Annotated in this window: 6 protein-coding genes; 3 read left to right on the top strand and 3 right to left on the bottom strand. The window is 49.4% G+C overall.

The annotated features are described in order from the left end of the window. Nucleotides 1–35: 35 nt before the first annotated feature. From glmU to ABXJ76_RS18350, 3 genes are read left to right on the top strand one after another with little or no spacing between them, the layout of a single operon-like run. The gene (gene glmU / locus ABXJ76_RS18360; protein ID WP_432742726.1) at nt 36–1,406 is read left to right on the top strand and encodes a bifunctional UDP-N-acetylglucosamine diphosphorylase/glucosamine-1-phosphate N-acetyltransferase GlmU; all 1,371 of its coding nucleotides are present in this window, start codon (nt 36–38) and stop codon (nt 1,404–1,406) included. Nucleotide 1,407: 1 nt separating this feature from the next. After that, entirely contained in the window at nt 1,408–3,237 is a 1,830-nt protein-coding gene (glmS, locus tag ABXJ76_RS18355; RefSeq protein ID WP_432742724.1) for a glutamine--fructose-6-phosphate transaminase (isomerizing), read from the top strand. A gap of 3 nt (nt 3,238–3,240) precedes the next feature. Beyond that, nucleotides 3,241–3,786: a DUF2058 domain-containing protein gene (locus ABXJ76_RS18350; RefSeq protein WP_432742722.1), complete on the top strand. Its 546-nt coding sequence runs from the start codon at nt 3,241–3,243 to the stop codon at nt 3,784–3,786. Between the two features lie 163 nt (nt 3,787–3,949). On the opposite strand, the gene recD is transcribed toward ABXJ76_RS18350, so the two are convergent. The 3 genes from recD to recC are packed head-to-tail and all read right to left on the bottom strand — an operon-like array spanning nt 3,950 to nt 13,076. Beyond that, nucleotides 3,950–5,899 carry an exodeoxyribonuclease V subunit alpha gene (gene recD / locus ABXJ76_RS18345; RefSeq protein WP_432742720.1) on the bottom strand — a complete coding sequence of 650 codons (1,950 nt, stop codon included), beginning with the start codon at nt 5,897–5,899 and terminating at the stop codon, nt 3,950–3,952. Further along, nucleotides 5,896–9,585, bottom strand: coding sequence for an exodeoxyribonuclease V subunit beta (gene recB / locus ABXJ76_RS18340; protein WP_432742718.1), 3,690 nt, complete (start codon nt 9,583–9,585; stop codon nt 5,896–5,898). The genes recD and recB overlap by 4 nt, the downstream gene beginning before the upstream one ends. Further along, complete coding sequence (recC, locus tag ABXJ76_RS18335) at nt 9,582–13,076, bottom strand: exodeoxyribonuclease V subunit gamma (RefSeq protein WP_432742716.1); 3,495 nt, start codon at nt 13,074–13,076, stop codon at nt 9,582–9,584. Before recC ends, recB begins: the two co-directional genes overlap by 4 nt. Nucleotides 13,077–13,103: the final 27 nt, after the last annotated feature.

Below are 13,103 nucleotides of genomic sequence, written 5' to 3'. Positions count from 1 at the left end.
CGCTGTCGGGCTTTTTTGGTTTAACGGAATATCAAATGAAAATAACGACTATTATTCTGGCTGCGGGTAAAGGAACGCGTATGCGCTCGGAACTTCCCAAAATTTTGCATGAAATTGCCAATAGACCCTTGTTGCAGCATGTATACGATACAGCTAAACACCTGGAAAATAATACTATCAAGATTGTTGTCGGTCACGGTGCAGAGCTGGTCACTGAAGCCTTAAAGAATTTGGATGCCGATTGGGTAGAACAAACGCAACAGTTAGGTACAGGTCACGCAGTACAACAAGTGAGCGATCAAATTGCCGATTCTGATAATGTGTTGATACTGTATGGCGATGTGCCTTTATTGAAATTAGAAACCGTGAGGTTACTGATCAACAATGTCAACGACCGGTCTCTGGCTTTACTTACCGTCAAGCTGATTAATCCGGCCGGTTACGGCAGAATAGTCAGAAATACGGCCGGGCAGGTTGTAAAAATTGTCGAAGAAAAAGATGCGACAGAGGCTGAAAAACAGATTAATGAAGTCAATACCGGCATCATGGCGGTGCAGGGCCAGCAATTAAAAAAATGGCTGAGCCAGTTAAATAATAGCAACGTCCAAGGCGAATACTATTTGACGGACGTGATTGAAATGGCGGTTGCCGATCACATCACTATCGTTACCAGCCAGCCGGAAACCGAAGATGAAGTGCTGGGGGTTAATAACCGTATACAGCTCAGTCATCTGGAGCGCGTGTATCAGCAAGAGCAAGCCAATAGCTTGATGGAACAAGGCGTCACCCTGAAAGATCCGATGCGTTTTGACCAAAGAGGCTCAATAGATAGTCTGGGGCAAGATATAATAATCGATATTAATGTGATTTTAGAAGGGAACAACAGTATTGGCAGCAATGTCAAAATAGGTGCTAATACGCATATAAAAAACTCTATTATTGGCGATAATGTAACCCTATTTGCAAACTGTGTTATTGAGGATGCAGTCATTGGGCAAGGCAGCCGGATCGGTCCTTACGCCAGATTAAGGCCTGAAAGCCTGTTGGCAGAAAATGTCCATATTGGAAATTTTGTAGAAATCAAGAAATCATCGGTAGCCGCAGGCAGCAAAATAAATCACTTAAGTTATATCGGCGATACCACGGTGGGCGCAAAAGTCAATATTGGCGCAGGGACCATTACCTGTAATTATGATGGCGTTAATAAGTTCAGAACCATTATCGAAGACGGCGCTTTTATAGGCTCAAATAGCCAGTTGGTCGCCCCGGTTATTATAGGCAAAAATGCCACAATAGGCGCGGGATCAACCATCACCAAAGATAGCCCTGAAAATCAGCTGACCTTAAGCCGAGCCAAACAGATTTCTGTTACAGGATGGCAACGACCCGTTAAATTGGAGAAATAATATGTGTGGAATTGTAGGTGGTATAGCACAACGAAATGTAGTCCCTATTTTACTGGAGGGTTTGAGGCGTCTGGAATATCGCGGTTATGATTCGGCAGGACTTGCGGTCATCAACAATCAGCAAATCTATCGGAAACGAGAGCTGGGCAAAGTAAAAGGCCTTGAATTGTTGCTGGAGGCCGATCCCGTCTCGGGTGTTATTGGTATAGCGCACACCCGTTGGGCTACTCACGGAAAACCCAGCACGGCTAATGCGCACCCTCATATCAGTCGAAACAAAATCGCAGTGGTTCATAATGGTATCATTGAAAACCATGAGCATTTACGCGAAGTACAGCAGAAAAATGGTTACGAATTCACTTCAGAAACGGATACCGAAGCTATCGTACATGAGATCAATCATGCGATGGAATCTACAGATGGATTGCTGAATGCCGTTAAAAAGGCCCTTAAAAAACTGGAAGGCGCCTATGCTCTGGGAATAATGAGTGTTGATGAACCCGATACTTTAATAGCCTGCAGAAAAGGCAGTCCGTTAGTGATAGGCGTTGGCTTTGGTGAATACTTTATTGCCTCCGATGTTGCTGCTTTATTGCCGGTTACGCAACGCTTTATCTTTCTCGAAGAAGGCGACATCGCCAAGATCAGTATCAATGAATTGTTGATCTATGATGCGCAAGATCAACTGGTCAAACGTCCGATCAAACAAAGCCAATTGACCGCAGACGCGGTTGATAAAGGTGAATACCGCCATTACATGCTCAAAGAAATCTATGAGCAACCGTTTGCTATCTCACAAACCCTGGAAGGTCGATTCGTCAACAATCGCCTGCAGGAAAATGCATTCGGACATAACGCCGCTGAAGTGTTCGATAACATAAAAGCCATCCAGATTTTAGCCTGCGGCACCAGTTATCACGCCGGTTTAGTGGCGCGCTACTGGTTTGAAAAGTTAGCCCATATCCCCTGTAATATCGAAGTAGCCAGTGAATTTCGCTACAGAAATCCGGTATTGGCACCGGATACGCTGATAGTCACGATCTCGCAATCAGGCGAAACCGCAGATACGCTGGCGGCATTGCTGGAGGCCAAGAAGCTGGGCGCAAGATATTCATTAGCCATTTGTAACGTGCCGGAAAGCTCGTTAGTCAGGGAATCCGATCTGGTGCTAATGACCCGCGCCGGCCCTGAAATTGGCGTTGCATCAACCAAGGCGTTTACTACACAATTGACAGCATTAATGCTGTTAGTCATTGCTGTCGGCAGACGGTTTCACCTAACCGAAATAGCCGAGCAAAAAATTACTTCGGAATTATTCAGCCTGCCCGGAAAAATTGAACAAGTGTTACAGCTGGATGATGAAATTAGGATTTTGGCTGAGCAATTTGCCGAAAAACAGCATGCCTTGTTTCTAGGTAGGGGTACTCATTACCCGATAGCCATGGAAGGCGCGTTAAAGTTAAAGGAGATTTCCTATATCCATGCAGAGGCTTACCCAGCTGGCGAGTTAAAGCACGGTCCCTTGGCCTTAATCGATGCCGACATGCCGGTGGTGACCGTAGCGCCCAACGACAGTCTGCTGGAAAAACTGAAATCAAATATTCAGGAAGTTAGCGCCAGAGGTGGGCAATTGATTGTTTTTATGGATGAGACCTTAGCCACAGTCAATGATGAAAATATACAGATTGTGAGAGTACCTCAAGTCGACAATGAAACTTCACCGATCGTGTACACCGTTCCTTTGCAACTGTTGGCTTATCATGTCGCCGTTTTGAAAGGCACGGATGTCGATCAACCTAGGAATCTGGCGAAGTCGGTTACAGTGGAATAGATAATGGCAAAATTATCACTGCAAGAGCAACTATTAAAATCCGGCTTAGTCAGCTCTGCTCAAGCCAAAAGCGTTAAATCCGATAAGCGCAAACAAACCCAGCAGCAGCGCAAGAATAATGTCGAGGTGGTTGATGAGGCTAAAAATCTGGCTCAAAAAGCCCAGGCTGAGAAAATCGAAAGGGACAGGGAGCTTAATCAGTTGCGCCAGCAGCAGGACGAGAAAAAACAGTTGGTCGCTCAAATAAAACAGATTATTGAGTTAAACCGGCTGCCCAGAGACGCTGAAGGACTGGCCTATAATTTTACCGATAGTAACAAGGTCAAGCGGCTGTATGTTTCTGAGACAATGCGCGACCAAATTGCCGAGGGACGGCTGGCTATTGTAAAGCTCGGCACAAACTATGAAGTGATTCCAGCCGATGCGGCAAGAAAAATACAGCAGCGTGATGCCGCCAGTGTGATTGTTTTTAATGAGCAAAATAAAGCGGCAGATGTGGCAGATGATGCTTATGCGGCGTATCAGGTTCCTGATGATTTGATCTGGTAGTGGGCGCGAATAAATTCGCACCCACAACTCAGTCAGATGAGTTGTCAAAGCTGGCTTCTAACCTAAATCGGGACAGTTGAGACCCTTGTGGGAGCGATGATGGCATCGCTCCCACATTGATATAACATCAGTGCTATCAAATTTTAAAATGTTTTTAACTGGTTTATTGGCAAGTAGCCAATACGGCTTGATTAAAAACATTTTTTTGACTTTCCAGTAAGGTGAAATTTTCTTTTGCACGGGTAATACCGGTGTAGACCAGTTCCCGGGTCAACACTAGGCTTCTGGTCTCCGGTAGAACCATGGCGACATGGTTAAACTCGGAGCCTTGGGATTTATGTACCGTCATCGCAAACGCCGTTTCCACATCCGGCAGGCGCATCGGTGAGATCCAGCGAATCATCACCTCGTCACCCGATTCATCGCTAGGAAACGCCACCCGCAATTTATCGCTGCTATCTTTAAGCGCGATACCAATGTCGCCGTTCATCAAGCCCAGGTTGTAATCGTTGCGCGTAATCATGACCGGTCGACCTTCATACCAAAGCGTTGGCTTTTGATTGGGAAACAGCCACTGCTCTATGCGCTGATTCAAGCCTGCTACACCCCAGGGACCCTGACGCAGGGCGCAAAGAACCTGGAAGGTGTCAAAGGCTTCCAGCACCTGTTTCGCCCATTGATGGTATTGCGTATTATCCGTGGGTCGTTTTTTGTTGATAACGTCAAAATAATAACCATAGCCTTGGCGTTGTTTAGGCCTGCCATCGACTGACACGCCGACATTTGCCGTTACCAAGTGTTTTAATAGCTTATCGGCTGGATGGTTCAATACGAGGTGACTGAGATCCTGATATTGAACGGGATCATTTAAGATAGCCAGTGCTTGTGTAGCATTGCCGTTATTGACGGCCTTGGCTAATTGACCGATGCCGCTATGTTCATCAAAGCGGTGGCTATAACGAAGCATGATGGTTTGCTGGTTTAGCGCAGAGCCCGCGGTGACAGGATTGCTAAGCGTTACGCCAGCATGTTGTCTGATCCACTCCCTGGCTTGATCATCATAAGCCGCGTTTTCGGCGCCGTGACATAAATCACCCATCACCGATCCGGCTTCGACTGAAGCCAATTGATCCTTATCACCCAGCAGTATCAATTGGGCGGATTCCGGCAGCGCATCCAGCAAGGCCGACATCATCTCCAAATCGATCATGGAGGCTTCATCAACGATCACAATATCGGCGACCAAGGGATTATCCCGATGATGGACATAGCTTCGTGAGTCATGACGGCTACCCAGCAAGCGATGCAGGGTGCTGGCCTTTTTTGGGATGTGCTGTTTAATGTCATCAGCGATATTCAGTTTCCCCAAAGCCTGGCTAATGGACTCACTGACCCGGGCGGCCGCCTTGCCGGTCGGTGCAGCCAGTAAAATAGTAAGGCATCGGCTATTGTTGGATTCATCGTTAGCCAACTCAATCAGCAAGGCCAGCAGCTTGGTCAAGGTAGTCGTTTTACCGGTGCCAGGACCTCCGGTAATAATGGCAAAACGAGAGCGCAGTGCCAGCACGCAGGCAATCTTCTGCCAATCGGGATTTTCTGGGCTGGCAGGAAACAAGACCTGTAATGGTTGTTGCAAAGCGGCGGGAAGATTGTCTCTGACCGGCTGCAAACGTTGCTGAATGGCGATATTCAGGGTTTGTTGATATTGCCAATAGCGTCGCAGATATAAGCGGTTGCCGTCCAGAACCAGGGGTGTATTGCCGTAGCCTGAACCAACCAGTAATGATTGGCTCAGAGCCGCTTGCCACTGTTCCAGGGTACAGGCTTTTAGCGAAGATAAACCGTTCAGCGCTTCGTCAGTTTCGGGCTGCAAAGCCTCGTAACCGGAAATAGCCAGCGTCAGCTCGGGTTGTTTACAGAGTTTTTCCAGATCCAGATAGACTTCGCCGCTGCCCAGCTGATGGCTGACCAGTGCACCGGCCCAAAGTACTAAGTCACTCGCAGCAGGATCTTGCTCCAGCAAAAAGCGCACAAAAGCCCGATCCAGTTGGCTTAAGCAGTCTTGGCTGATCCATAGCTTAATGCTCTCAAGTACCGATGATGCTGATGTCATGCGTGCTCTCCGTTAAGGACCGCGCCGGAAAACAGGCTATCCATGCGTTCAATCAAGATTTTAGGCGGTTTAGCTAACACCCTGCCACCCGTTGTCGCTTGCGAACCGCGCAAAAACAGATAAAGACCGCCGCCGACATGGGTATCGTAATCGTAACTCGTCCCCAGCCGTGCTTTCAGTAAACGATGCAAGGCCAACAGATACAGGGCATATTGCAGATCATAGCGTTTGGACAGCATTGCAGTTTCCATGACTTCCTCGGTATACGCGGCATCGTTGTTGCCAAGGCCATTAAATTTATAATCGGCGATATAGTATTGCTGGTTGTGGACAAATACCAGATCGATAAAGCCTTTCAATAAACCATTCATTTGACCGGATAACAAGCGAGGACGCGGTTTGCCGGAAAAGGTATGGTCGGTGACCAAGCGATCCAAATCCTGAACATTGACGTCGTCGGCACCGATAAGAAATTCCAGTTCAGCTTGATACTGGTCAATGCCAAGAGCCGCTAAACAAAAATCGCTGCCTTCCAGTAATGGCAAAGTTAGCCATTGCGTTAAGGCCGCAGCAATGATGTCGCGTTTGTCATCCCAGACATCGTGATTAAAAATCTTGCTGATCAATTGTTGGCGTTGAGCCGGCGATTCCTTCACGACTTGAAAACCCTGATAGGCGCACTGTTCCAATAACGCATGGATCAACACCCCGGGGCCTGCGCCCCTTGGCAAACTATGAATGCCGGACAGCGTTGTGGTTAATGACCTAATGTAGGTGTCCGCTTCGTCGCTCTGCTTATCATCCTGAGCGGTTTCGGGAGTGCTGGAAAAATCACCCTGGATGATAATTTTATCTTCAGTCTGCAAGGCGCTGTAACTGGCTATCCACCAGTTATCGGCAACCCTGACCGTTGACGCGCTGGGTAAATCCAATGTTTCCGGCTGTTGCGCAGGAAGATAATGCGCCTGGTTGGGAGCAGGAAATTCGGCAAGCGTGATTGCCGCACAGTCACCTTTCAGTTGGGTCAGATGCCCGGCTAATGCACTGGAAGGTGTTTTGGCTTGCCAGCCCAACACATAGCCAAAGGCGCTTTTTTCCAAATGAGAGTCTTTGGCATTGCCGACTTTAATCGGTGCAATACCTAACCAGCAAGCATGCTGTGCTCGTGTCATAGCGACATAGAGCAAACGTAAATCTTCTTGCAGCCGTTCTTTGTCACTCAGGGATTTAATCGCGTCAGTCTTGCTCAAATCAATGACTAAATGCCGGTTTTCATCGTGGTATCTATAGAAAGTGTTGCGACTGCTGACTTCCCTGAAACTACAGATGAAGGGCAGAAACACCAGCGGATATTCAAGGCCTTTGGATTTGTGAATGGTGATAATCTTGATCAGATTCGCATCGCTTTCCAGGCGGATCACCTTTTCATCGCTGGCCTGATTGCTTTGATCGGCAATGGCTTCCGCCAAATGCCTGATCAAAGCTTGTTCACCTTCTAGTTGACTGCTGGCCTGTTGGAGCAGTTCGGCCAGGTGCAGAAGATTGGTTAAATAGCGTTCGCCTTCATTGGCTTGCGTTAGTTGCCGATGCAAGCCGTAGTCGCTGATCATCTGCCGCAAGGTTGGCAGGATGCCGTCCTGTTGCCAACGTTGTTGGTAGCCGATAAAACGTTCCAACTGCTGCTCCCAGTTGGGTTCATCTTGGGTGAGATGATGCAGCGTTTGGTAGGGCCAACCTAAAGTGGCAGTACTTAGTGCGGCCCGAACCTTGCGTTCGTTGCGCGGTTCGGCCATGGCTTTAATCCAAATTAACAGGTCGTCGGCTACGCCGGTTTGATAAATTGACTCGCGCTCGGACAGGTAAACGCTACGTAGTTGCCTGCTTGCCAGAGCATTGCGCATGACTTTAGCTTCAGTGCCGGTACGCACCAAAATGGCAATGTCGGCGGGTTGCAAGGCTTGAATAACGCCAGCTTGAGTTTTAAACCCGGTTGCCCCCTGATTGGCCAAATTCAGCAAGCGCACAATCTCGCTAGCGGTAACTTCGGCCATCTCTTTCCTGTAGACGGGCATGCCGAGGGGCTCTGGTGTTTCATGATGCCACAGCGTCAAGGCGGTAGCCGCTTGTCCGTCGATCACCCATTCATCTTTACGGCCTTGGGCCTTGACCTGAATGAACGGCAGCGGATTGTCATTGCCGCTTTTGAAACGAAAAGCACCTTCGTCTTGCTGATCCGCGCGAACAAACACCTGATTAACGGCGTCCACCAGCGCTGTGGTGGAGCGGTAATTGGTATCCAGCGTGTAATGCCGCCCCGCCGTGACCTTATGGGCTTTGAGATAGGTATAGATGTCGGCGCCCCGGAACGAATAGATCGCCTGCTTGGGATCACCGATCATGAAACAGCCCAGGTCGGTATTGGACGGGTCAGCATACAGACGCTCGAAAATCCGATATTGCACCGGGTCGGTATCCTGAAACTCATCAATCAATGCGATTGGGTATTGCAGGCGGATCACGCTTGCCAGTTGCTCGCCATTTGGGCCCAGCAGCGCCTTATCCAGACGCGTCAGCATGTCATCGAAAGTCATCTGCGCCAAGCGTTGTTTTTCGGTGTCGTAGCCGTTTCTAATCCAGTGGATGGCGTGCAAGGTGAGTTTTTCGCTGATGTCCGGTTCTTGTTGGGCATGGCTGGCTAAGTCATCGAGGGCCTGAAAAGCCTCGTGGTGCAATTCACCGGCTTTGTCTTGATGGGCTTTGACCCGTCCCGACAGCAATTTTTGTTGGCCGAACTTTGCCAGGGAATCACTATCCAGGCTAATGCCAATTTTCGCCCATAGTGCCAATTCCCCCAATTTGCTGTTGAAAGTCGTTACTCGGTATTGATTTCCATTTAGCCAACCACACCCTGAGGCATTTTTTAGCAGCATCTCGATCTGTACCTGGTTGCTGAACCAAAGACTGCGCGCTTGGGTTTCCAGGTCGCGCCGTTGTTTTTCCCAGTCCTCCCAGATTTTGAAGACAACCGCTATATCGGCGTCAGCGCATTCAAGCCCCAACGCTTCGGTTTCTGACAGCAACGGTTTGAGTAATTTGGTCAAGTCTTCCGGCGACTTTGCCAGTTTACCGACTGACTGGCACGAGATCTCAGTGAGCGGATAAAAAAAAGTGCGCCAATAATCCCGCACCACTTCATTCAAAAGCTCTGCATCGTCGGTGTTTACTTGTTGACGAAACAGGCTGCCACTATCAAAAGCATGTTGTTGCAACATGCGATTACACCAGCTGTGTATCGTATACACGGCGGACTCGTCCATCCAGTTGGCGGCCAGTTCCAGTCGGCGGGCACAACCGTCCCAGGTACTGGGGTCATAACTGTCGCGCAGCGGTTCCAGAAAGTCATCGCTTGCTACCGGTTGTTGACGGAAATAGCGTGCCGACTGGATAAGACGGGCCCGGATGCGATCGCGTAATTCTTTGGTCGATGCATCGGTAAAGGTCACGACCAGAATATCGGGAGGCAATAATTCACGCCCCGGCACGTTATTATCCGACCCATGACCCAGAATCAGGCGTACATATAAGGCCGCAATGGTATAGGTCTTGCCCGTACCGGCGCTGGCCTCAATCAGGCGGCTGCCTGATAACGGAAAATCGAGTGTATTTAATGGCTGGGCGGACGTCATGCTGGCGCTCCCTGCGCCGCTTGTTGCTTGATTTGATTAAACGCATGCCGATAAATCGTGTGGGTCCAGGTCACAAAATCCGGTTCTGCCGCCTCGGCTATTAAGCTGGCAAAACGGGGGAAAAAACGTCCCAGGTAGGCATCATAATCGACTTCGCCACTGTTCCAGTCATCGCCTTCGTATTGAGCTTGGGCGGTCTCCATCGCCTTGTCCGGTGTTGCACTTAACCAGGCGAATGCCGTTTTGCAAGCAACAGGCAACGGAGCTTGCATACCTAGATACCAAGCTTCGACCAGCGTTTTGAGCTGAGCTATCGCCTCTGCTTGAACTATAGGGGCAATTTCAATCACGGTATCTGAACCGATCACCCGAGTTTGCAGATCCATGCCGATGGCGCAGCCGGCCAGATGCTGCACCCAGTACAGCAACAGGTTAGGGTATTTTATTTTTTTCGCGTTGGTGAGCAGAGCTTGTGCGGTTAAATGAATCATAGCGTTGTGTTGATGATCGTTACCTTGCCGCAAATTACTCAGATCGCCGGCTAACTGGACGGTGATGCTGTCAGCGAACGAAAAACTCAAGTCAACGACACGCGCGTCGATTTCAGCAGGCCAGAAAGCAAACAGTTCCTGATACTGCTGCCAGACCTGATTGACTGGATCGGCAATGCCCGCATAGGCCGCGTGAGCAAAGCCGCCCAGTGGCAGTTTGCCTTTACGCGCCATTGCCGAGCGCTGCTGTTCAAAAAACGTCCGGGTGTCATCCGGTTTTTCGCTCTGCAACGCATCTAGCAAGTCGTTACGCAGCCCATAACTTTCGAGTGCGTTAAAACCAAACGGTTCGTTATCTTCACTGGTGACCGTTTCTTGATCGAAGCCAAATTTGAGCGAGTGATTACAGAAGCTTTTGACCGGCGCTTTCAGGAAACGCGCTAAAGATTTTAGCGTTAGCGTATAGGATTTTTCATCCGCGCTTATCATGATTGGGTCGGTTAAGCGGATTGCATCCGATTCTTCGAACCATTCCCGCGCATAAGTGAACAAGCGGACATCACGGTTTTTTGCTAAATATTGCAGGCTAAAAGGTTGCAGCGGGTGTTCAACCGTTATCGCTTGCAGCAGCGCAGGAGAGTTGTCTGGCAGTTGCCAGCCTTGAGTCAGCGTATCGCGCAGTTGGCTGATCAGCACCGACGGCGGCTGCGCACTATTGTCGCGAATGTTGCGGCCTACCCAGCTGACATAGAGCTGTTGCCGTGCCGAAAGTAAGGCTTCCAGAAACAGATATTGATCGTCGTGTCTGCGTGAGCGGTCACCGGGACGATAATGTCCTCGCTGACTCATCAAATCAAAGCTGTGTGGTTGCTGGCTGCGTGGATAATCACCGTCATTCATGCCCAACAAGCAAATCAAATGAAAGGGGATGGCACGCATCGGCATCAGTGTGCAGAAATTGACCCGGCCACTGAGAAAGCGCTGGTGAAGACTGGGTTCGTCCACTTCAGATAACCAGGCTTCCCGGACCACAGACAAGGGCAAGGTATCCGTTGCGGTTAATCCGGCTTGTTCGCAGCATCGACCCCAGGTTGTTAAAGAGCGGGTAAGCGTCTCCTGCATTTTTCTGTCCCGCTCGTCGCCGATAACAAAAAAATCCTCCAGTAGAGCAGACAGCAGCTGTTGCCAGTTATCCGTGTTTTGCTCTTGCCGCAGCAATGTCGCATAGCGTTCAAGCGTTTCCAGCAGGTATGACAGGCCGCCAACCCATTGCGCATCGAGCCCGCCAATTTCTGAGTAAGGCTCGATGTCTTTGAAGGCGGCACCGGCTCCGACCGCATAACCCAGCAACATTCGCCGTAAACCAAATTGCCATGTATTGGCTTCCAAATCCTTCGGCATATCCACTGACTGAGAACGTTGCTCGGCATTTAAACCCCAGCGGATTCCGGCTTCTTCTACCCATTGATGTAATGTGGGGATAGCGGCTTCATCAATCGCAAAGCGCTGTCTTAATGCCGGTACTTCCAGCAGGGCAAGAAACTCACTGACGGTAAAACGCGAATCAGGCAGATTGAGTAAAGCTTCAACCGCCACCAGTAATGGATTTTGCCCGCGCTGTTGCTGATCGGCCAAACTGTAGGGGATGTAGCGAGGATCATCGGGCTTCACGTTGCCAAATACCGCTCGGATATGCGGCGCGTATTTATTGATGTCCGGCACCATGATAATGACATCGCGCGGATGCAGGGAGTTGCCGTTTTTGGCGGCACTATTAAAGCGGGCTAACAATTGATCATGAAGGATTTCGACTTCGCGTTGCGGGCTATGGGCAATATGAAACACCAAGGATTGATCGGCTTCAGCCAGCACCAGGGGTTCAGCGGGTATGGGCTCTAAATCCAGGATCGATTGTTGTAAGTGTTGCAACAGGCTACGTTGACCCGGTTTTCCGTAATCCTTGAACAGATCGATTTTGCTGTCGGGCCAATGCCAGTTTGCATAGGCTTGAGTTTCATCAAACTGATCCAACAAACGAATATAATCGCGGCCTTGTTTGCCCCAGGCAGCGAGCAAGGGTTGTGCGTGAAGATGCAACTCTTCTTCGGTCAATGAGGCGGTCATTCCTGTTTTATAGGCTTGGCGATGGCGTTCGGCTTTTAACAGCTCTTTATCTTCAATAATGTCCGCCCAGTAATGCTGGCAGGGGTTATGAACAAACAACACGATCTGACAAAATTTGCCCAATTTAGCCAACACCTCAAGAGATTGCTGCGGTAAAGACGATAAACCAAACAATATGATCCGGCGCGGTATGCCAGCAGGAGGCTGATCCAGATCATCAATATTCGCCATGAACTGCGCATGCACCGATGCGCGGCTGGCAGATGCGGTATAGGCATCGCCCAAATCGGCCAGCACTGCCCGCCACAAGGCCGACTGCCAGCGTTGCTGTTCGGGCAAAATCAGTATTTTCCCCAGTGCGTTACGCAAACTATCCGTCCCATTTGCCCAATCAGAAAGCCAATCCGAACGATAAACCTGATATTGGTCAAAAAGATCAGCCAGTTGTTCCGCAAGTTGATAGCGTTTCCGACTGTTGTTATCGTCAGCCAAAAATGTCGCCAGGGTCTCAAACTCTGATTGGGTGATGAGCGTAGGCAATAAACGGTACAAGCGCCAAGTGAGCGGGGCTTTTGCTAATAATTGTTCTTTGGGGATTTTCTGGGCCAAGACCGCACGATAAATACTCCAGATAAACAACGAGGGCAATTTCAGGTCAATCGCCGCCGCGATACCCAAGGCATTGTTTTGCGCCAGGCTTTGCCTCAACCATTGCCCCATACCATTGCTTTGCACCAGAAATACATCATTTTCCAGGGGTGATAAAGGATGTTGTTTCAGCCAGTATTCGACGACATCACGCAGTTCTTCGAGCTGATTGGAATGAATCACGGCAATGCCGCTGTCTAGCGATGTAGAGTGGTTTGTTGCTGTCATGGATATATCCCTATGTATTGGGGTTAC

This window comes from Methylobacter arcticus, assembly GCF_050917435.1.
In the GTDB taxonomy this organism is placed as follows: Bacteria; Pseudomonadota; Gammaproteobacteria; order Methylococcales; family Methylomonadaceae; genus Methylobacter_A; species Methylobacter_A titanis.
This window is presented reverse-complemented; position numbering and strand designations above follow the sequence as displayed.

Bases quoted from the DNA above. Each gene is read 5' to 3' on its own strand.
- recD (WP_432742720.1), bottom strand. From the start codon at position 5,899: ATGACATCAGCATCATCGGTACTTGAGAGCATTAAGCTATGGATCAGC.
- recC (WP_432742716.1), bottom strand. From the start codon at position 13,076: ATGACAGCAACAAACCACTCTACATCGCTAGACAGCGGCATTGCCGTG.
- ABXJ76_RS18350 (WP_432742722.1), top strand. From the start codon at position 3,241: ATGGCAAAATTATCACTGCAAGAGCAACTATTAAAATCCGGCTTAGTC.
- glmU (WP_432742726.1), top strand. From the start codon at position 36: ATGAAAATAACGACTATTATTCTGGCTGCGGGTAAAGGAACGCGTATG.
- glmS (WP_432742724.1), top strand. From the start codon at position 1,408: ATGTGTGGAATTGTAGGTGGTATAGCACAACGAAATGTAGTCCCTATT.
- recB (WP_432742718.1), bottom strand. From the start codon at position 9,585: ATGACGTCCGCCCAGCCATTAAATACACTCGATTTTCCGTTATCAGGC.